Annotated in this window: 27 protein-coding genes; 20 read left to right on the top strand and 7 right to left on the bottom strand. The window is 48.1% G+C overall.

Annotated features, from left to right (window positions below):
* Positions 1-13: 13 nt before the first annotated feature.
* From NV375_RS12405 to NV375_RS12395, 3 genes are read left to right on the top strand one after another with little or no spacing between them, the layout of a single operon-like run.
* Complete coding sequence (locus NV375_RS12405) at positions 14-394, top strand: DUF192 domain-containing protein (protein WP_126774119.1); 381 nt, start codon at positions 14-16, stop codon at positions 392-394.
* Entirely contained in the window at positions 378-860 is a 483-nt protein-coding gene (locus NV375_RS12400) for a hypothetical protein (protein ID WP_258808481.1), read from the top strand. The genes NV375_RS12405 and NV375_RS12400 overlap by 17 nt, the downstream gene beginning before the upstream one ends.
* 1 nt (position 861) lies before the next feature.
* Complete coding sequence (locus NV375_RS12395; RefSeq protein WP_258808480.1) at positions 862-1,608, top strand: hypothetical protein; 747 nt, start codon at positions 862-864, stop codon at positions 1,606-1,608.
* Here NV375_RS12395 and NV375_RS12390 read toward each other — a convergent pair.
* The 6 genes from NV375_RS12390 to NV375_RS12365 are packed head-to-tail and all read right to left on the bottom strand — an operon-like array spanning position 1,605 to position 7,369.
* Positions 1,605-1,967 carry a Na+/H+ antiporter subunit G gene (locus tag NV375_RS12390; protein ID WP_258808479.1) on the bottom strand — a complete coding sequence of 121 codons (363 nt, stop codon included), beginning with the start codon at positions 1,965-1,967 and terminating at the stop codon, positions 1,605-1,607. The genes NV375_RS12395 and NV375_RS12390 overlap by 4 nt on opposite strands.
* A gap of 10 nt (positions 1,968-1,977) precedes the next feature.
* On the bottom strand, positions 1,978-2,247 hold the full coding sequence (locus NV375_RS12385; RefSeq protein WP_126774112.1) for a K+/H+ antiporter subunit F: 270 nt from the start codon (positions 2,245-2,247) through the stop codon (positions 1,978-1,980).
* Positions 2,241-2,729, bottom strand: coding sequence for a Na+/H+ antiporter subunit E (locus tag NV375_RS12380; RefSeq protein ID WP_258808478.1), 489 nt, complete (start codon positions 2,727-2,729; stop codon positions 2,241-2,243). The genes NV375_RS12385 and NV375_RS12380 overlap by 7 nt, the downstream gene beginning before the upstream one ends.
* Positions 2,722-4,236 (bottom strand): monovalent cation/H+ antiporter subunit D, encoded by a 1,515-nt coding sequence (locus NV375_RS12375; RefSeq protein ID WP_258808477.1) that lies wholly within the window; start codon positions 4,234-4,236, stop codon positions 2,722-2,724. The genes NV375_RS12380 and NV375_RS12375 overlap by 8 nt, the downstream gene beginning before the upstream one ends.
* The gene (locus NV375_RS12370; RefSeq protein ID WP_258241179.1) at positions 4,236-4,580 is read right to left on the bottom strand and encodes a Na+/H+ antiporter subunit C; all 345 of its coding nucleotides are present in this window, start codon (positions 4,578-4,580) and stop codon (positions 4,236-4,238) included. The genes NV375_RS12375 and NV375_RS12370 overlap by 1 nt, the downstream gene beginning before the upstream one ends.
* Positions 4,580-7,369, bottom strand: a complete 2,790-nt coding sequence (locus NV375_RS12365; protein ID WP_258808476.1) for a monovalent cation/H+ antiporter subunit A — start codon at positions 7,367-7,369, stop codon at positions 4,580-4,582. Before NV375_RS12365 ends, NV375_RS12370 begins: the two co-directional genes overlap by 1 nt.
* 431 nt (positions 7,370-7,800) lie before the next feature.
* Here NV375_RS12365 and rplN point away from each other — a divergent pair, with 431 nt between their 5' ends.
* The 17 genes from rplN to rplQ all read left to right on the top strand — a co-directional run bounded on the left by rplN (position 7,801) and on the right by rplQ (position 16,315).
* Positions 7,801-8,169, top strand: a complete 369-nt coding sequence (gene rplN / locus NV375_RS12360; RefSeq protein ID WP_026861019.1) for a 50S ribosomal protein L14 — start codon at positions 7,801-7,803, stop codon at positions 8,167-8,169.
* Between the two features lie 10 nt (positions 8,170-8,179).
* A complete protein-coding gene (gene rplX, locus NV375_RS12355; protein ID WP_126764557.1) occupies positions 8,180-8,494 on the top strand; it encodes a 50S ribosomal protein L24 in 315 nt (104 codons plus the stop codon).
* Positions 8,495-8,515: 21 nt separating this feature from the next.
* Positions 8,516-9,055: a 50S ribosomal protein L5 gene (rplE, locus tag NV375_RS12350; RefSeq protein ID WP_126774102.1), complete on the top strand. Its 540-nt coding sequence runs from the start codon at positions 8,516-8,518 to the stop codon at positions 9,053-9,055.
* 11 nt (positions 9,056-9,066) lie between these two features.
* Entirely contained in the window at positions 9,067-9,372 is a 306-nt protein-coding gene (gene rpsN, locus NV375_RS12345) for a 30S ribosomal protein S14 (RefSeq protein WP_126774100.1), read from the top strand.
* A 26-nt stretch (positions 9,373-9,398) separates the two neighbouring features.
* Complete coding sequence (gene rpsH, locus NV375_RS12340) at positions 9,399-9,791, top strand: 30S ribosomal protein S8 (protein ID WP_034734085.1); 393 nt, start codon at positions 9,399-9,401, stop codon at positions 9,789-9,791.
* A 14-nt stretch (positions 9,792-9,805) separates the two neighbouring features.
* Positions 9,806-10,339 carry a 50S ribosomal protein L6 gene (gene rplF, locus NV375_RS12335; RefSeq protein WP_258808475.1) on the top strand — a complete coding sequence of 178 codons (534 nt, stop codon included), beginning with the start codon at positions 9,806-9,808 and terminating at the stop codon, positions 10,337-10,339.
* Positions 10,340-10,348: 9 nt separating this feature from the next.
* A complete protein-coding gene (rplR, locus tag NV375_RS12330) occupies positions 10,349-10,702 on the top strand; it encodes a 50S ribosomal protein L18 (RefSeq protein WP_126774096.1) in 354 nt (117 codons plus the stop codon).
* Between the two features lie 9 nt (positions 10,703-10,711).
* On the top strand, positions 10,712-11,218 hold the full coding sequence (gene rpsE / locus NV375_RS12325) for a 30S ribosomal protein S5 (RefSeq protein WP_126755499.1): 507 nt from the start codon (positions 10,712-10,714) through the stop codon (positions 11,216-11,218).
* A gap of 6 nt (positions 11,219-11,224) precedes the next feature.
* Positions 11,225-11,407 (top strand): 50S ribosomal protein L30, encoded by a 183-nt coding sequence (gene rpmD, locus NV375_RS12320; RefSeq protein WP_126755500.1) that lies wholly within the window; start codon positions 11,225-11,227, stop codon positions 11,405-11,407.
* Positions 11,408-11,411: 4 nt separating this feature from the next.
* Positions 11,412-11,846, top strand: coding sequence for a 50S ribosomal protein L15 (gene rplO / locus NV375_RS12315; RefSeq protein ID WP_126774094.1), 435 nt, complete (start codon positions 11,412-11,414; stop codon positions 11,844-11,846).
* Between the two features lie 5 nt (positions 11,847-11,851).
* Entirely contained in the window at positions 11,852-13,180 is a 1,329-nt protein-coding gene (secY, locus tag NV375_RS12310; protein WP_126774092.1) for a preprotein translocase subunit SecY, read from the top strand.
* A 25-nt stretch (positions 13,181-13,205) separates the two neighbouring features.
* A complete protein-coding gene (rpmJ, locus tag NV375_RS12305) occupies positions 13,206-13,319 on the top strand; it encodes a 50S ribosomal protein L36 (protein ID WP_055439830.1) in 114 nt (37 codons plus the stop codon).
* A 132-nt stretch (positions 13,320-13,451) separates the two neighbouring features.
* Complete coding sequence (rpsM, locus tag NV375_RS12300; protein WP_126774090.1) at positions 13,452-13,808, top strand: 30S ribosomal protein S13; 357 nt, start codon at positions 13,452-13,454, stop codon at positions 13,806-13,808.
* Between the two features lie 11 nt (positions 13,809-13,819).
* On the top strand, positions 13,820-14,209 hold the full coding sequence (rpsK, locus tag NV375_RS12295; RefSeq protein WP_034734070.1) for a 30S ribosomal protein S11: 390 nt from the start codon (positions 13,820-13,822) through the stop codon (positions 14,207-14,209).
* 30 nt (positions 14,210-14,239) lie between these two features.
* On the top strand, positions 14,240-14,860 hold the full coding sequence (rpsD, locus tag NV375_RS12290; RefSeq protein WP_126774088.1) for a 30S ribosomal protein S4: 621 nt from the start codon (positions 14,240-14,242) through the stop codon (positions 14,858-14,860).
* 25 nt (positions 14,861-14,885) lie between these two features.
* Positions 14,886-15,875 carry a DNA-directed RNA polymerase subunit alpha gene (locus NV375_RS12285; protein WP_126774086.1) on the top strand — a complete coding sequence of 330 codons (990 nt, stop codon included), beginning with the start codon at positions 14,886-14,888 and terminating at the stop codon, positions 15,873-15,875.
* Positions 15,876-15,913: 38 nt separating this feature from the next.
* Entirely contained in the window at positions 15,914-16,315 is a 402-nt protein-coding gene (gene rplQ / locus NV375_RS12280) for a 50S ribosomal protein L17 (protein WP_126774084.1), read from the top strand.
* 72 nt (positions 16,316-16,387) lie between these two features.
* Here rplQ and NV375_RS12275 read toward each other — a convergent pair whose 3' ends face one another.
* The gene (locus tag NV375_RS12275) at positions 16,388-17,218 is read right to left on the bottom strand and encodes a hypothetical protein (protein ID WP_258808474.1); all 831 of its coding nucleotides are present in this window, start codon (positions 17,216-17,218) and stop codon (positions 16,388-16,390) included.
* Between the last annotated feature and the right edge of the window lie 395 nt (positions 17,219-17,613).

The following is a 17,613-nucleotide window of genomic DNA, read 5'->3' as shown; positions in this document are numbered from 1 at the left end:
ATAAGGAAGATGCATGATGAAATATGGACGTTTGCTGATGAGTCCCGAACAATTTTGCCTATGGCACGAAGTTCATGTCTTGACCAGTTTTCCCCAACGGTTACTTGGATTGCTGACCAAGAGAGGCTTGCCTAGGGGGCACGCCTATTGGTTTCCGAGTTGTTCTGCAGTTCATAGCTGGGGAATGTTATTTGCCATCGATATTGTCGGGCTGGACAAAAATCAACGCATCACTGCGATACGACGCAATGTACAACCGGGTGTGATGCTAAAACTTCAGGGAGTGCATTCGATTATCGAGTGCGAAGCTGGTTACCCATACCCACTTGAGGCTTGGTGTGGCCGCCGTGTCATTTTTGAAGAGCGGGAGGTGAATCATGAAGAGGTTCTCTGAACTACTGGCCATGGTACTCGCCTGCTTGTTCATGGCTGCATGCGTAGCGACTAACAACTCGCCGTCACCGAGTATTGTTGCAGGCCAAGACTCTTCGCGAGAAGTTGCTATGCGCGCCTATGCAGAAGGTGACTATCACCTTGCGGAAGGAATTTTACAACGCCTTGCCGCTGCGCCACATCTTGATCCGCAAGCGCCGTGTTATTTAGGCGCAATTCACTATCGCCAACACGCGTATCAAGCAGCACTGAAACGCTTTCAAGAGTGCACTTCTCAGTATCCGGAGCGTTCAGAGGTTTGGTTTAACGCTGCGGCTTCACATCTTCGTCTAGCTACAGAGCTGCTATTAACCGGGCGAAGCTATCAGATTAATAAGAGCTCATCTACGGCGCTAACCAAGCAGTATGAAGGCTTGCTCAAAGCTCTTTTGCAACTGCAACGGGTGCACGCAGAGGAGGTGTATTGACATGTTCATACGCCAGCAAAGTCATGGCTTTGTGTTACCGATTGTCGTTTTGTTGTTAGGCCTTTTTAGTTTAACTTGGCGTTTTAGTTTCAATCTTTCAGAACATGAGCGGCGCCTCAAGCAGCAACAAACACTAGAGGCGGAGCTACTTTTTTGGCACCGCGCTTTGGCTGCTTTCATGTTGCAGCACGACCAACCTCTGAGTCACTTTAGCGAGTTGCTCGCGTTCTATGAGCTTGAATGGCCCGAGCATCGACTCAGCAATGGTGACAGCGTGACGTACAGCGGGACTTTAGTGGCGCCAGGGGAATTTGAGCTACGGATTGCTAATTTACCAGAAGAGGTGTTCCAAGTTTACCTTGAAGGCTACTCTCCTATGGTGACAGCGGAGCAAACGGGCGACTTAGTCTTTGCCGTGCGTGCGAGTGAGCAGTGGGCATTCACCACTACTCTTATTCGCCGGAGTCAGCCCGCTGCAAGTGTAATGGAAGCCGATATCGATTTGGCTGGGCGCGACATAGTAGGTATTGTGGACTTAGCTGCGGAACACTTTGGTGCTGCTGTTGGCCAGGTGAGCGGTACGGGCTATCTGGCTGCGGGCCAGATGGACGTGTTGACGACCAATAAACTCAACGTAGAAAACGCAACCCTAGCCGGGGTGGAACTACGCAGTTTAATCGACTCTATGATTGCTTTAGATGCGCAACTTGGCCCGTGCTTAACAGTTGACGGGCCGTGCTATAACTAGTCGTCTTTATCGCTGTATTGTTCGGGCTTGGTACGAAAATCACGGGTGTTTTCTGAAAGCTCTAATTCAAGGTGTAGCCCCGCTTTGGCCAACAAGTGAGCACTAATAGGTGCGGTAAGAAACAGAAAAACTGCGATAAGCAATTCGTGCAAGCTGAGCCCGTCGGTCGTGGAAAAATACAGAATAGAGCCAATAATCACGCCGCCGACGCCCAATGTTGTATTTTTAGTTGGTGCATGTAAACGTGCCATGAAATCAGGCAGCCTTAGCAACCCTAATGAGCCGATAAAGGCAAAGCTAGCACCCAGAATGATAAAAAATGAGATGACCCAATCGGCCCACACTGGTAACTCTGTCATGGTGTCACTCCTATTCGATTAAGTCGCCGCGCAGCAAAAACTTCGCAGCAGCGATGGTGCCGATGAATCCAAGCATGGCAATCAACAAGGCCGCCTCAAAATAAAATGCGGTATCGTGCCAAATGCCTAGCAAGATCAAAAGCGCCAAGGAATTTATATAAATGGTATCCAGCGTTAAGATTCGATCCGGCAAACTTGGCCCGCGAATCAAGCGAATGATATTCATCAAAAGTGCCAAGCTAAATAAGCCGAATGCCACTTGTAGAGCATAAACTAGCATTGGAATATCTCCTTTAGACGACGTTCATAGCGCTGTTTAATTTGTTGAATTGTGGCTTCTGGGTCGTCGACGTTTAGCGCATGTATGAGAATACTGCGACCGTCACGCCCAAGCTCGGCTGAAATGGTTCCTGGCGTTAAACTTATGGTGCTGGCTAAAATGGTAATTGGCACAGAACCACTAATCGCTAATGGGAATTCAATCAGCGCCGGTTTAATACTTTTTCGAGGCCTCAAGATAATTGCCGCAATATTGAAATTCGACACGATGATATCGCCTAACAAGATAAAAAAGTATTGCACGCCGAGTAATGGGTGGTGCAGGGTTGTTCGATAATCACGAGCCCGCAATGTATACAACGGAATGATGATTGCCAGCACCAGTCCGAGCAAGGTTGCACCGACGGATACTTTGTTCTGCAATAGCAACCAGAACGCTAATAAAAACAAGCTCCACCAGGGAGCTGGAACAAGCTTACTCATGCTGGCCTCCATCGAGTACATGTGAGATGTAACCTTGTGGGTTCGCTAATTGTTCCGCGATAGCAGAGGTGAAACCAGAAAAAGTTTGAGCAAAAACAGTCAATGCCACCGCACCGAGGAGCAATAATACAACAGCCATGTGCTGCCAATAGGGGTGGCTTACATCGTTCGGCTTACCCTCAAGGGTGTGCCAAAACATACGGCTGCCAGCGCGCGACAATGCAATCATCATGAGAAAAGTTGCACCTAGAATCAATGGCCACAGCCATGCCACTTGAGCACCTGTACGGGCTGCCTCAAGGATGAATAACTTACTGATAAAACCAGAGAGCGGCGGGATTCCAATTACCGTAATAGCGGCGAGGAAGAATAAACCGCCCAATAATTGGTGCTGCGCCATTTTACGCCCTTTGACGATGCGCGACGCGGTTTTGCCACGTTGTTCTGCGATCATGTCGACAAGTAAAAAGAGGGCGCCTGTTACGAGCGTCGAGTGCACGAGATAAAACAGCAAGGCACTTATCGCATCGTTGTGCCCCAGGCTAAGTGTGGTGAGCATCGTCCCGACTGAAACGAGGACTAAGTAGGCCACCACTTGGCGAATATCACGGCTGCCGAGTACCCCTAATGCGCCAATTAAAATCGTCAATAAGCCTAACCACCATAACCAGCCGTAGCCCAAGAATGCGACTTCACCGGCATCAGCGCCAAAAATCAGAGTGAAGACACGAACGATGGCGTAAATGCCGACCTTGGTCATGATGGCAAAGAGTGCGGCAACGGTTCCGGTAGTATTTGCATAGGCTTGTGGGAGCCAAAAATACAAAGGCAATAGGGCTGACTTAAGTGCAAATACGATGAATAAAATCATGCCACCGGCGCGCGCAATTGCAGCATCGTCGCCTTGGAGTAGCGCAACTTTGCCGGCCATGTCAGCCATATTAAGTGTCCCGGTAATCCCGTAGAGTACGCCGAGACTGATAAGAAAGAGCGCTGAACCGGTGAGGTTGAGCACGACATAGTGCAAGGTGGCACGTAATTTTGCTTTACCGCCGCCGTGCATAAGTAGGGCATAACTCGAAATGAGTAGGATTTCAAAGAAAACAAATAAGTTAAATAAGTCCCCAGTAAGAAAAGCCCCCATGATTCCTAACACTTGAAATTGGAATAGTGCTTGGAAATGAGAGCCGAGGTTGTCTTCTCCGTGGCATGCATAAATCAGCACTGGGAGTGCGAGCACTGCAGTCAGCAGAACCATCAATGCTGATAGCTTATCTGCAACCAAAACAATCCCAAAGGGCGCTTGCCAACTGCCAAGCGCATACACCACGATTTCCGTGTGGACGGTGATCACCAGCATGATCGCCACAACAAGTGTTAATGACGAGGCCACAATGCCAATGATGCGGCGATAGTGCTGCGCGCGTTCACCCCACGGCAAAAGCTGTAGTAGTGCCGCCAGCATGGGGATGATAATAGGCAGTGTAATTAAATGTTTAGTTAGCATTACCGCTGCCCATCCTGTTCCGCGTAGTTATAATCATTGACTTCATCTGAACCAATTTCACCACGAACACGCACAGCCAAGATGATGGAGTAGGCCGTCATGGCGAAGCCGATAACAATCGCGGTTAACACTAACGCCTGAGGTAATGGGTCAGTGGTATTTTCGCTCGCCCCAACGATGGGCAGCTCATTAACAATCAAGCGGCCTGTTGAGAATAGAAATAAATTTACGGCATACGACAGCATGGTTAAGCCAATGACGATCGGAAAAGACCGTCCGCGTAAAATTAAAAACACGCTACAGGCAGTTAATGTTCCTACGGTTATGGCGTACAACGTTTCCATTAATAACCCTCCTGACGTGGGCGGTGACGCGTGGTCATTTGACCAAAGTTGGCAAGAATCATGAGCGTTGCTCCGATGACGGTTAGGTACACGCCTAAGTCAAACAAAATCGCCGTAGCTAACTCAAACTCGCCGATGAATGGCCAATGTACATGAGTAAAACTTGACGTTAGGAAGTTGTGGTCGAAGAGCCAGCTCCCAATCCCTGTGAATAATGCGATCATCACGCCGACAGCCGTCAGTGTTTGATAGTTGTAATCAAAGCGCGATTTAACCCAATCGACGCCATTGGCTATGTATTGCAAGATCATTGCAGCGGCCGTAACAAGGCCAGCAATGAAGCCGCCGCCAGGTAGGTTATGACCGCGTAAGAAGATGTAAACAGACACCATTAGTGCTAATGGTAGTAGCGCTTGCGACACAGTTTGCACCAGTAATGGATGCTTCACGCGGTGCCAAGGGCGACCATCGACGTCACTTGAAGGCATAAACGGGCGTAAATTATTAAGTAATTTATGAATACCGGCGGCGGCAATGGCAAGTACGGTAATTTCGCCTAGCGTATCGAACCCACGGAAATCGACCAAGATAACGTTGACCACGTTCGTACCACCGCCACCCGGTACCGAGTTGGCAAGGAAGAAGTCAGAAATACTGTTGAATGGGCGTGTCATAAGGGCGTAATTAAGGGTTCCCACAATGCCGCCGATACTGCCCGCCAATAATACATCACGTGCCACGCGCCGGCCGCTCGATGCGCGCGGAATTCGCTGCGGCATGAAGAACAATGCCAAAATCATTAAGATGATGCTGACAACTTCGACGACCAACTGTGTCATCGCTAAATCTGGCGCCGAAAAGTGAATAAAGCTCAGTGAAACGATAAGGCCAACTACTGAAAGCATCATCAGTGATGTGAGGCGTTGGCGATGTAACATAGCTGTAGAAATGGCCGCTAACATCAGCAAAACAGCACCGACCAAACTCACAGCGTCAATCGGTAGCTGCGGCCGACTCCCCGTTAACTGCAGGATATCGGCAAGTTCGGGGATCACGACGACCAAGGTAAACACCAGCAAAAAAGCAACGTAACGTTGTAATGAACCATTTTCCACTTGTTGCATAAGTTCATCACAAAAACGTGTGGTGTTGCTGACGATTTTGGCAAACACATCTTTGGCATCGTGAGGGTCAAATTGGCGACTAAATGTAAGTAGTTCGGCACGGCCGACATAAATCGCAATCCCGCCCGCGAGAGCTAGGGCACTCATGAGCAACGGCATGTTAAAGCCATGCCAAATGGCAATATCTAAAGTAGGGACGGTGCCGTTCACAGCGAGCACAGCACTCTCCAAGATGTTGGCTGTGAGCAGCATTGGTGCTATGCCAACGGCAATACATAGGATGGCAAAGAAGATCACCGGCATACGCATCATTAGCGGCGGTTCATGCGGTTTTTTCGGCAAGTCGGTCGCTGGTTCTTGGAAGAATACGTCATGTACGAAACGCACCGAATAGGCTACTGATAACATAGCGCCGAGCGTTGCGAGCACTGGCACAAACCACGACAAGCCGCCAAATAGGTGCTGATTGTAGGCTTCGGCAAAGAACATTTCTTTGGATAAGAAACCATTGAACAGCGGAATCCCCGCCATCGCTGCTGAAGTAATTACCGCAAGTATCATGGTGAAGGGCATTGCCTTGCGCAACCCACTCAGTTTGCGCATATCGCGTGAGCCTGTTTCATGGTCGATGATACCTGCAATCATGAACAGACCAGCTTTAAAAGTGGCATGGTTGAGAATGTGAAAAAGCGCAGCAGCTATTGCGCCTGCACTGCCCAATCCCAACAGCATTGTGATCAAACCCAGGTGGCTAATGGTTGAGAATGCGAGTAGGCCCTTTAAGTCGGTTTTAAGTAAGGCAAAATAAGCGCCGAAAAGTAAAGTTGCTAAGCCCGTGAGGGTGACAATGGTGGTCCACTCAGGCGTACCACCTAATGCTGGCGTCAGACGTGCCATTAAAAAAATACCAGCCTTCACCATCGTCGCCGAGTGTAAGTAAGCACTTACCGGTGTCGGTGCTGCCATCGCGTGAGGCAGCCAGAACTGGAATGGAAATTGCGCTGATTTAGTGAATGCCCCGATCAATACCAAGATTAAGGCAGTGAGATAAAGGTCGTGGTTTTTGATTGCCTCGGCGGCATTGAGAACCGCATCGACTTGGTAGCTGCCGGCAATGTTCCCAATCAGTAACAAGCCTGCTAAGAGAGCCAGGCCGCCTGCACCGGTAATCGCCAAAGCCATTCTTGCGCCGCGTCGTGCGGTACTTTGATGAAACCAATAACCAATCAATAAAAATGATGAAATGCTGGTCAATTCCCAGAAGAACCACATGAGAATAAGGTTATCGGCGGTAACTATACCCAGCATTGAGCCCATAAACAGCAGTAGACAGGCAAAGAACCGCGGTGCACTGTCTTTCGCACTCAAGTAATAGTGCGCGTAGATGATGACTAATAGGCCGATACCTAAAATAAGGCCGGCAAACAATAACGCAAGCCCATCTAATCGAAACGCGATGTGAAGCCCTAAATCGGGGAGCCATTCGAGTAAATAGTGGGGCACGGTGCCATTTAGCGCAGGTGGCGCGGCGTAAATCAGTAAGGCTAGGCTGAAGCTGGTCACCCCAGCCGCCGCCAAAGTGCTATATAAACGTGAACGTCCGCCTAAAAGCAGGGGAAGGATTGCGCCGATAAAGGGCAAAAATACTATTGCAGCTAAGTTCATTTGTCCTCACTAGGGCTCGACTTCGTCATTTAAGCGTTCGACTTAACATCTTATAAGGTTGAATTTACCACTTCGATCAGTCGCTTGCCAACTGCTTCGGTCGCAGCTAGCGTGGTGTTGAGCCCTTCCACCTTACTATTGAAACTCATAAATAAGTACAGTGATTAACTGGTAATCGCGAGGTTGAATTGATACTATGTCGGCGTTCGTGGTTGGCTCGAATTGTTAACGCAAAAACCGCTGCGAAACTTCCTCTAAGAAAATCATCCCTAGCACTATCATCTAAAAATTTTATCTGTTACAATTCGCCGCCCTTTTTATAAGGGGAAGTCTTTTATTCTCTTTTCCAACGGCAACGGACGAAAAGTAAGAATAAAAGGACGGACAGCGACCCGAGAGGGTCTGTTTAATTAATCAAGCGGAGCACTGCAATGATCCAAATGCAAACTACACTGGAAGTGGCCGATAACTCGGGCGCACGCAGCGTACAATGTATTAAGGTTCTGGGTGGCTCGCACCGCCGGTACGCAAACATTGGCGACATCATCAAAGTTTCTGTTAAAGAAGCGATTCCTCGCGGCAAAGTGAAGAAAGGTGATGTAGTTAATGCGGTGGTCGTTCGCACCAGAAAAGGCGTCCGTCGTCAAGACGGGTCAGTCATCCGTTTTGACCGCAACGCGGCTGTATTGTTGAATAACAACCAACAGCCAATTGGCACTCGTATCTTTGGACCAGTGACTCGTGAATTGCGCTCAGAGCAATTTATGAAGATTGTTTCTCTGGCACCAGAAGTACTGTAAGGAGTCAGTTATGGCGGCAAAAATCAAACGTGATGACGAAGTAGTAGTCCTGGCAGGTAAAGACAAAGGCAAGCGTGGTAAAGTGCTGAAAGTCGACACCGCTAAAAATCGTGTTTTCGTTGAAGGCGTAAACATCGTGAAGAAACACCAGAAGCCGAACCCGGCTCTTGGCGTTGCTGGCGGTGTGATTGAGCAAGAAGCTTCAATCGACGTTTCTAACGTAGCGGTTTATAACCCAGAGACTGGTAAAGCAGATCGTGTTGGTTTCAAACTTGAAGACGGCAAAAAAGTTCGTTTCTTCAAGTCGAACAACGCAATCATTTAATTTTTAATTTGGAGTTTTACGATGGCGAAACTGCATGATTTTTACAAAGAATCAGTAGTTCCTGAGCTGGTTAAACAGTTCAGCTACAACAGCGTCATGCAAGTCCCTCGGATTGAGAAAATCACCCTTAACATGGGTGTTGGTGAAGCTCTGGCTGACAAAAAGATTCTCGACAACGCAGTGGCTGACCTAGAAGCTATTTCTGGTCAACGCCCAGTTCGTACCGTTGCTCGTAAATCTGTCGCTGGCTTCAAAATCCGTGAAGGCTACCCAATTGGCTGTAAAGTGACTCTGCGTGGCGAGCGTATGTGGGATTTCTTAGAGCGTTTAATCTCTATTGCAATTCCTCGTGTTCGTGACTTCCGTGGTTTGAACCCTAAATCATTCGACGGACGTGGAAATTATAGTATGGGTGTGCGTGAGCAAATCATTTTCCCTGAAATCGACTTTGATAAAGTTGATCGGGTTCGTGGTTTGGATATCACTATCACAACTACTGCAGGCACTGATGACGAAGCTCGCGCTTTGCTCGCTGCCTTTAACTTCCCGTTCAAGAAGTAAGGTGTAGAGTTATGGCTAAAGAAGCAATGAAAATGCGTGAGCTCAAGCGTCAAAAGCTTGCAGCCAAATACGCAGAGAAACGCATCGCACTTAAAGCTGTGATCAGCGATCCGAATACTTCGGATGAAGAGCGTTGGGAAGCCGTGCTGAAATTGCAAAGTCTCCCGCGTGATTCAAGCCCTAGCCGTCAGCGTAATCGCTGCCGCGTTACAGGCCGCCCTCACGGTTTCTTACGTAAATTCGGTATGAGCCGAATCAAAGTTCGTGAGAAAGCGATGCGCGGTGAAATTCCTGGCTTGAAAAAAGCTAGCTGGTAAGCCACGAGTCACGGGAGAAAGCAAATATGAGCATGCAAGATCCAATTGCGGATATGTTCACTCGCATCCGCAACGCTCAGGGTGCTAACAAAGTCGCCGTGCGCATGCCTGCTTCAAAACAGAAAGTGGCTATTGCCCAAGTTCTGAAAGAAGAAGGTTATATCGCGGATTTCAGCGTATCTGGTGAAGTGAAAGCTGAACTAGAAGTAACGTTGAAATACTTTGAAGGCAAGCCTGTTATCGAATCAATTGAGCGCGTAAGTCGCCCTGGTCTGCGTATCTATAAGAAACGCAACGAACTACCTAAAGTTATGGGTGGTTTAGGTGTGGCTGTCGTCTCAACTTCTAAAGGCCTGATGACCGACCGCGCCGCTCGCAAAGCGGGTCTTGGCGGTGAAGTTATCGGTTACGTAGCGTAACGAGGAGTTAGGAAATGTCACGAGTTGCTAAAGCACCTATTGCCATTCCTGCTGGCGTTGAAGTTACGCTAAATGGCCAGGAAGTGACAATTAAAGGTGCCAAAGGCTCATTGAGCCGTGTAGTTAACGACGCTGTCGAACTTGTACAAGAAGACAACGTATTGCGTACAGTCCCTCGTGAAGGCGTTGCAAATGCAACTGCTCAAGCGGGTACAGCACGCGCGTTACTACAAAACATGGTGGTTGGTGTTGCGCAAGGTTATGAGCGTAAGCTGCAGTTAGTTGGTGTTGGTTACCGTGCAAATACTGCCGGTTCTAAACTCAACTTAACTTTAGGCTTCTCTCATCCTGTTGAGTTCGATATCCCTCAGGGAATTACTATCGAAGTCCCAACACAAACTGAAGTAGTCGTTAAAGGTGTAGACAAGCAGTTAGTTGGCCAAGTTGCCGCTAACATTCGCGCGTACCGTAAGCCTGAACCTTACAAAGGTAAGGGTGTACGTTATGCCGATGAGCAAGTGCGCCGTAAAGAAGCCAAGAAAAAGTAAGGTAAGACGATGGACAAGAAAACAGCTCGCTTACGCCGCGCAACTCGCGCACGTAAGAAAATGCTTGAGTTGGGTGCAAACCGCCTGGTCGTTCACCGTACACCACGGCATATTTACGCACAGCTCATTGCACCGAACGGTTCTGAAGTACTAGCTTCAGCTTCAACAGTTGAAAAGGCTGTCAAAGACGCGGTTAAAGCAACCGGTAACGTCGATGCAGCTAAAACAGTTGGTAAGCTGATCGCTGAACGGGCGATTGAGAAAGGCATTAAAGATGTTGCTTTCGATCGCAGTGGTTTCCGTTATCACGGTCGCGTTGCAGCTTTAGCTGACGCAGCTCGTGAAGCTGGACTTCAGTTCTAGGAGACGAACATGGCAAATGCAAATGTAGAAGCTCAACAAAGTGACCTGCAAGAAAAGCTAATCACAGTAAACCGTGTAGCAAAAGTAGTTAAAGGTGGTCGTATCTTTAGCTTCACTGCACTCACTGTGGTTGGTGATGGTCAGGGTAAAGTGGGTTTCGGTTACGGTAAAGCTCGCGAAGTTCCAGCTGCTATTCAAAAAGCAATGGAAAAAGCGCGTCGCAACATGGTAACCGTGCAGCTGAAAGGCGACACTTTGCAACATCCTGTAAAAGGCCGTCACTCAGGTTCACAGGTATTCATGCAGCCAGCCTCTGAAGGTACAGGTATCATCGCCGGTGGTGCGATGCGTGCAGTACTTGAAGTCGCAGGCGTGCACAACGTGCTGTCAAAAGCATATGGTTCAACCAACCCAATCAACGTTGTACGTGCAACTATCAAGGCACTTCACAACATGAAGTCGCCAGATCAAGTGGCGGCTAAGCGTGGATTGCGCGTTGAAGACATTTTGGGGTAGTGAACAATGGCGAATAAGACAATCAAAGTAACACAGACGCGTAGCAGCATCGGTCGTTTACCGAAGCACAAAGCTACTCTACGTGGTCTTGGTCTACGCCGCATTGGTCACACGGTCGAGCTGGAAGATACTCCAGCCGTCCGCGGCATGGTGAACCAAGTCACTTACATGGTAAAGGTGGAGGACTAATACGATGTTCTTGAACTCACTCTCCCCTGCACCTGGTGCTAAAACCAGCAAAAAACGTCTTGGACGTGGTATTGGCTCAGGCTTAGGAAAAACTGGTGGACGTGGCCATAAAGGTCAAAAGTCTCGCTCAGGCGGTTCTGTGAAGCCAGGTTTTGAAGGCGGCCAAATGCCAATCCAACGTCGCTTGCCGAAGTTTGGTTTTACTTCACGTAAGTCATTCGTGACTGCAGAAGTAAATCTTGCTGAAGTAGCGAAAGTTGCTGGTGATACTGTTAACATGGCGAGCTTGAAAGAAGCTGGTTTGATTCGTAACGACATTCTGTTCGTTAAAGTAATCAAGTCAGGCGAAATCAATCGTGCTGTTACAGTGCAAGGCATCAAGGTCACCAAAGGCGCCCGCGAAGCTATTGAAGCCGCTGGCGGCAAAATCGAAGGATAGAGCAAATGGCTAAACCAGGATTGGAATCTAACAGAGCTCAAGGCGGCACCTCGGAACTAAAACGACGTCTGCTGTTTGTACTCGGCGCGTTGATCGTGTTCCGTGCGGGCTCCTTTGTGCCTATTCCTGGTATTGATGCCGCTGTATTGGCGCAATTATTTGACCAGCAAAAAGACACCATCGTTGCCATGTTTAACATGTTCAGCGGTGGTGCACTTGAACGTGCATCGGTATTCGCTTTGGGTATCATGCCGTACATCACCGCATCGATTATTATGCAGTTAGCCTCGGTGGTTCATCCACGTTTGGCTGAGCTTAAGAAAGAAGGTGAAGCAGGTCGTCGTAAGATTAGCCAATACACGCGTTGGGGTACCTTGGTACTCGCAACATTCCAGTCAATTGGTATTGCCACTGGCTTACCAAGTCTGATGCCAGGACTCGTTATTGATCCCGGTTTCGGATTCTACTTTACAGCGGTTGTGAGCTTAGTCACGGGAACAATGTTCCTGATGTGGCTTGGTGAACAGATCACTGAACGTGGGATTGGTAACGGTATCTCTATTCTTATTTTCACCGGTATTGTTGCGGGCCTACCGTCTGCCATTGGGCAAACGGCTGAGCAAGCACGTCAAGGTGACTTACATTTATTGTTGTTATTGCTGATTGGTGTAATTGTTTTCGCCGTGACGTATTTCGTAGTTTTTGTGGAGCGCGGTCAGCGCCGAATTGTGGTAAACTACGCGAAACGTCAGCAAGGTCGTAAAGTCTTTGCGGCGCAAAGTACACACTTGCCATTGAAAGTTAATATGGCTGGTGTAATTCCGCCAATTTTTGCCTCGAGCATTATTTTGTTCCCAAGCACTATCGCAACTTGGTTCGGCCAAGGCGAGGGCATGGTGGCTAACTTCTTACAAGAGCTGTCGTTGACATTGTCACCAGGTCAGCCTTTGTATGTGATGCTTTATGCAGCGGCAATTATCTTCTTCTGTTTCTTCTATACCGCGTTGGTTTTCAATCCGCGCGAGACAGCAGATAACTTGAAGAAGTCGGGAGCGTTTATCCCTGGTATTCGTCCAGGTGAACAAACCTCACGTTACATCGATAAAGTAATGACCCGGTTGACGCTTGCGGGCGCGCTGTACATTACCTTTGTCTGTTTGGTTCCTGAGTTCATGATGATTGCATGGAACGTTCAGTTCTACTTTGGCGGTACATCATTACTGATTATCGTTGTAGTTATCATGGATTTTATGGCGCAGGTCCAGACTCATCTGATGTCGCATCAGTATGACTCGGTCCTGAAAAAAGCTAATCTTAAAGGCTTCGGCCGTTAAGGTTGGATAATTACGGAGTGTAGCAATGAAAGTTCGTGCTTCCGTGAAGAAAATCTGCCGTAACTGTAAAGTTATCAAGCGCAACGGTGTTGTGCGTGTAATTTGCAGTGACCCTAAGCACAAGCAACGGCAAGGTTAATTCGAGAAAGAAGCCCGCAGCCTAGAAAAACTTCTTGGCTGCGGCTTTGATATATTTGCAAATTGGCGACCGGTTGAGTATCCTAACGGGCTTTTCAAATCCGGTCACCCATAAACTATAGGAGACGTGTTAGTGGCCCGTATCGCTGGCATTAACGTTCCTGACAATAAGCATGCAGTCATTGCCTTGACTGCGATCTACGGTATCGGCCGTACCCGCTCAAAGCACATTCTTGCTGCAGTGGGTATCGCGGAAGATACTACGATCGGCTCTTTGTCAGAAGAAAAACTAGATCTGCTTCGCGAAGCAGTAGGTAAATTCGCTGTAGAAGGCGACCTACGTCGTGAAGTTTCTATGAATATCAAACGCTTGATGGACCTCGGATGTTTCCGTGGCCTTCGTCATCGTCGTGGCTTGCCTCTACGTGGACAGCGCACTAAAACTAATGCGCGCACCCGTAAAGGTCCGCGTAAACCAATTAAGAAGTAAGGAGTTGAGCAATGGCTAAACAACCAACTCGTACTCGTAAGCGCGTTAAAAAGCAAGTCGCTGATGGCATGGCTCACATCCATGCATCTTTCAATAACACCATTGTGACCATCACTGACCGTCAAGGTAACGCGTTAGCATGGGCAACTGCAGGTGGTTCTGGTTTCCGTGGTTCACGTAAATCAACACCATTCGCTGCACAGGTTGCTGCTGAGCGCGCGGGTGAAATGGCGAAGGAATATGGGTTGAAAAACCTAGAAGTGTTCGTAAAGGGCCCAGGTCCTGGTCGCGAATCATCAATTCGCGCGTTGAACGCTGTAGGTTATCGCATCACGAACATTACTGATGTGACGCCTATTCCTCACAACGGTTGTCGTCCGCCTAAGAAACGTCGCGTTTAATAGGCGCCATACGATAGTTGGAGAAAGAACATGGCTAGATATTTGGGTCCAAAACTCAAACTGAGTCGTCGCGAAGGAACAGATTTGTTCTTGAAGAGCGGCGTACGCGCGATCGATACGAAATGTAAACTCGAAAGCGCACCGGGTCAGCACGGCGCACGTCGTGGCCGTTTGTCTGATTACGGTTTGCAGTTACGTGAAAAGCAAAAAGTTCGTCGTATGTATGGCGTACTCGAAAAGCAATTCCGTAACTATTACAAAGAAGCTGCCCGTATTAAGGGCAACACTGGTGAGAACCTGCTGCAATTGCTTGAGCAACGTTTAGATAACGTCGTTTACCGCATGGGATTCGCATCAACTCGTGCTGAAGCACGTCAGTTGGTGAGCCACAAAGCAGTGGTAGTGAATGGCCAGGTAGTCAACATTCCGTCGTTCAAAGTTCGTCCGGAAGATGTTGTGTCCGTTCGCGAAAAAGCGAAAAAGCAGGCGCGCATCGCCGCCGCATTGGATCTCGCTGATCAGCGTGAAAAACCAGTGTGGTTAGAAGTAGACGCGAACAAAATGGAAGGTCAATTTAAGCGTCTTCCAGAGCGTTCAGACTTGTCTGCTGAAATTAACGAACAGTTGATCGTAGAGCTTTACTCTAAGTAAAGCTTAAGCATAAAGAGAGGACACAATGCAGGGTTCTGTTACCGAATTCCTTAAACCAAGGCTAGTCGACATTGAACAAATCAGCCCGACTCACGCAAAAGTGACGTTGGAGCCTCTTGAGCGTGGCTTCGGTCACACGCTGGGCAACGCGTTGCGCCGTATTTTACTTTCATCTATGCCAGGTGTGGCTGTGACTGAAGTAAAAATCGACGGCGTTCAACACGAATACAGCAGTAAAGAGGGTGTTCAGGAAGATGTCATCGAAATTCTGCTGAACCTTAAAGGCTTAGCAGTCACCATGGAAGGTAAAGATGAAGCTACGCTGACCTTGAAAAAATCTGGAGCGGGCCCTGTCAAGGCTGGCGATATCACCACTGATGGTGATGTCGAAATTGTTAACCCAGACCACCTGATCTGTACTTTGACAGGTGATACTGAGATTGAGATGTCAATCAAAGTTGAGCGTGGTCGTGGTTATGTTCCAGCTTCGGCACGTCAGTCCGCTGACGATGAAGAGCGTCCGATCGGGCTTCTACTTGTCGACGCTTCTTTCAGTCCAGTTGAGCGCATTGCGTACAACGTTGATTCAGCTCGTGTTGAACAGCGTACTGACTTGGACAAACTGGTTATCGACATGGAAACGAATGGCACTCTGGATCCAGAGGAAGCGATTCGCCGCGCAGCAACTATTTTAGCTGAACAGCTAGAAGCATTTGTTGAATTGCGTGACATGAGCGAGCCGGAAGAGAAAGAAGAAAAACCAGAATTCGATCCGATTCTGTTACGTCCGGTAGACGATTTGGAATTAACTGTGCGTTCTGCGAACTGTTTGAAAGCAGAAGCTATTCAGTACATTGGTGATTTAGTACAGCGCACTGAGGTTGAGTTATTGAAGACTCCTAACCTTGGTAAGAAATCGCTGACCGAGATCAAAGACGTACTTGCCTCACGTGGTTTGTCTCTAGGTATGCGCCTAGAAAACTGGCCGCCAGCAAGTCTTGTTGATCGCGACTAAACCATCTTTTACAGAGAATTACTGAGAAGGGTATAGGTATGCGCCATCGTAAGAGTGGTCGTCAACTCAACCGCAACAGCAGCCATCGCAAAGCGATGTTCAGCAACATGGCAAGCTCACTTGTGCGTCACGAAGTGATTAAAACAACACTTCCTAAAGCCAAAGAACTTCGTCGTGTGATCGAACCGCTTATCACTTTATCGAAGCAAGATAGCGTAGCTAACCGCCGTTTGGCGTTTGCTCGCACTCGCGACAAAGAAGTGGTTGGTAAGTTGTTCAACGAACTTGGTCCACGTTATCAAGAACGTGCTGGTGGTTACACTCGTATTATGAAGTGTGGTTTCCGCGCTGGTGATAACGCGCCAATGGCTTATGTTGAGCTAGTTGACCGTCCAGAAGTTGAAGCTACTGAAGCTGAAGAAGTTGCAGTAGAAGAGTAAAATTCTCTCACGAGAATTAAAAAAGCCGCTCAAATGAGCGGCTTTTTTGTTTGTTCTTTTGAGAGTTAACGATTATGAGCCGCTATCTTTTGATTCCATAACAGTTGCTATCTCTTCTTCATCAATTCCATGTGCATTGGCAATCGCCTCTATTTCCTGGTAGCTCATACCAGCGCGATATGCGCCTTTAAGTACCGATAGCGCCTCTTTTCGTGAGGTGACCTCATTAGCCGAGGGTTCGGCATCATCACTAGCGATCAAGTCGATTAAGTCAGATAGGGAGCTGGCAAGGTAGTCACCGATTGCCGGCAACACACTTAAGGTAGCATGTACAATTCCCTCAACTTTGTCCGGTTGTGATGCGCTAGCTGACTGCATGATACTGTCTGCCATTTCAGGTTCAACCTTCACGGCTACACGTACGAGCTCTTCAACATTCGCAGGATCTACTCGGCTGGCTTCAACTACGATCTCGTCGGCGTAAGCGGGCTCGGCTTCGACCGCAATACGTACGAGTTCCGCAGGTTTGGCGACCTGGGTGTGCATAGCTACTGCCATGATGTCTTTTGTGAAACCAGGTTCAGCGTCGATAGCTGCTTTGATTATTTGCTCGTAGCTTTTCGGGTAGCGTTCAAACGCCGCGTGAAGAATAGGTTCGACATGTTCTGGGTAATTACTTAAGAGGACGCGTACGGTACGAGTGGCCGAGAAGTTTCGCTTGGTGTAATAACGAAACATGCGTAAATAGGTATTAACTAGGCGTTTGTTATCTTCTGTGAGCTGGTAGCTATTGCTATCTATGTAACCTATTTCGTCACTTATGGTAATAGCTTGTGCAGCACTTGGTAAGGCTACACCGAAGGCAACAGCCAGCGCTATTGTAAGTGCTGTATTTGATTTCATCGATTGCACACCCTTAGTGATTCGTTATGTTGTTATTGTTTTTAGAAACGCTTTACAGAACATTAGCAGTGTTTATAGACAATAAACAGACAAAGATCGTTCAATCTGTTCAAAAAAAAAGCAGTCAGTATTTATTTCGCAAAAAGATCTTGCACCAAGGCAAATGATCCTTATAATTCGCCGCCGTTGTCACCGAGGGCAAAGCCAAAGGGGATAACGGTCAGCGGCGCGTAGCGCCTGCAAAAAAAGATCAAAAATGATCTTGACGCTGACAAGGGAAAGCGTAAAATACGCATCCCGCTCGAGAGTTCCGAAAGGCCCGAGCGAAACGCTCTTTAACAATATATCAAGCCAAGCAAACTGTGTGGGCACTTACCGGATTCAGGCAGAGAAAA

The organism is Pseudidiomarina sp. CB1 (assembly GCF_024752025.1).
Classification (GTDB): domain Bacteria; phylum Pseudomonadota; class Gammaproteobacteria; order Enterobacterales; family Alteromonadaceae; genus Pseudidiomarina.
Note: the sequence above shows the minus strand (reverse complement) of the source record. Positions and strands in the feature narration are given on the sequence as shown.

Excerpts from the sequence above, each read along its gene's own strand:
- rpmD (WP_126755500.1), top strand. The coding sequence starts at position 11,225 with ATGGCGAATAAGACAATCAAAGTAACACAGACGCGTAGCAGCATCGGT.
- rpmJ (WP_055439830.1), top strand. The coding sequence starts at position 13,206 with ATGAAAGTTCGTGCTTCCGTGAAGAAAATCTGCCGTAACTGTAAAGTT.
- rplX (WP_126764557.1), top strand. The coding sequence starts at position 8,180 with ATGGCGGCAAAAATCAAACGTGATGACGAAGTAGTAGTCCTGGCAGGT.
- NV375_RS12400 (WP_258808481.1), top strand. The coding sequence starts at position 378 with ATGAAGAGGTTCTCTGAACTACTGGCCATGGTACTCGCCTGCTTGTTC.
- NV375_RS12395 (WP_258808480.1), top strand. The coding sequence starts at position 862 with ATGTTCATACGCCAGCAAAGTCATGGCTTTGTGTTACCGATTGTCGTT.
- rplQ (WP_126774084.1), top strand. The coding sequence starts at position 15,914 with ATGCGCCATCGTAAGAGTGGTCGTCAACTCAACCGCAACAGCAGCCAT.
- NV375_RS12405 (WP_126774119.1), top strand. The coding sequence starts at position 14 with ATGATGAAATATGGACGTTTGCTGATGAGTCCCGAACAATTTTGCCTA.
- rplN (WP_026861019.1), top strand. The coding sequence starts at position 7,801 with ATGATCCAAATGCAAACTACACTGGAAGTGGCCGATAACTCGGGCGCA.
- rpsH (WP_034734085.1), top strand. The coding sequence starts at position 9,399 with ATGAGCATGCAAGATCCAATTGCGGATATGTTCACTCGCATCCGCAAC.
- rplF (WP_258808475.1), top strand. The coding sequence starts at position 9,806 with ATGTCACGAGTTGCTAAAGCACCTATTGCCATTCCTGCTGGCGTTGAA.
- rpsE (WP_126755499.1), top strand. The coding sequence starts at position 10,712 with ATGGCAAATGCAAATGTAGAAGCTCAACAAAGTGACCTGCAAGAAAAG.
- NV375_RS12370 (WP_258241179.1), bottom strand. The coding sequence starts at position 4,580 with ATGGAAACGTTGTACGCCATAACCGTAGGAACATTAACTGCCTGTAGC.
- rpsD (WP_126774088.1), top strand. The coding sequence starts at position 14,240 with ATGGCTAGATATTTGGGTCCAAAACTCAAACTGAGTCGTCGCGAAGGA.
- rplE (WP_126774102.1), top strand. The coding sequence starts at position 8,516 with ATGGCGAAACTGCATGATTTTTACAAAGAATCAGTAGTTCCTGAGCTG.
- NV375_RS12375 (WP_258808477.1), bottom strand. The coding sequence starts at position 4,236 with ATGCTAACTAAACATTTAATTACACTGCCTATTATCATCCCCATGCTG.
- secY (WP_126774092.1), top strand. The coding sequence starts at position 11,852 with ATGGCTAAACCAGGATTGGAATCTAACAGAGCTCAAGGCGGCACCTCG.
- rplO (WP_126774094.1), top strand. The coding sequence starts at position 11,412 with ATGTTCTTGAACTCACTCTCCCCTGCACCTGGTGCTAAAACCAGCAAA.
- NV375_RS12365 (WP_258808476.1), bottom strand. The coding sequence starts at position 7,369 with ATGAACTTAGCTGCAATAGTATTTTTGCCCTTTATCGGCGCAATCCTT.
- NV375_RS12385 (WP_126774112.1), bottom strand. The coding sequence starts at position 2,247 with ATGCTAGTTTATGCTCTACAAGTGGCATTCGGCTTATTTAGCTTGGCA.
- rplR (WP_126774096.1), top strand. The coding sequence starts at position 10,349 with ATGGACAAGAAAACAGCTCGCTTACGCCGCGCAACTCGCGCACGTAAG.
- NV375_RS12275 (WP_258808474.1), bottom strand. The coding sequence starts at position 17,218 with ATGAAATCAAATACAGCACTTACAATAGCGCTGGCTGTTGCCTTCGGT.
- rpsK (WP_034734070.1), top strand. The coding sequence starts at position 13,820 with ATGGCTAAACAACCAACTCGTACTCGTAAGCGCGTTAAAAAGCAAGTC.
- NV375_RS12390 (WP_258808479.1), bottom strand. The coding sequence starts at position 1,967 with ATGACAGAGTTACCAGTGTGGGCCGATTGGGTCATCTCATTTTTTATC.
- rpsN (WP_126774100.1), top strand. The coding sequence starts at position 9,067 with ATGGCTAAAGAAGCAATGAAAATGCGTGAGCTCAAGCGTCAAAAGCTT.
- NV375_RS12380 (WP_258808478.1), bottom strand. The coding sequence starts at position 2,729 with ATGAGTAAGCTTGTTCCAGCTCCCTGGTGGAGCTTGTTTTTATTAGCG.
- NV375_RS12285 (WP_126774086.1), top strand. The coding sequence starts at position 14,886 with ATGCAGGGTTCTGTTACCGAATTCCTTAAACCAAGGCTAGTCGACATT.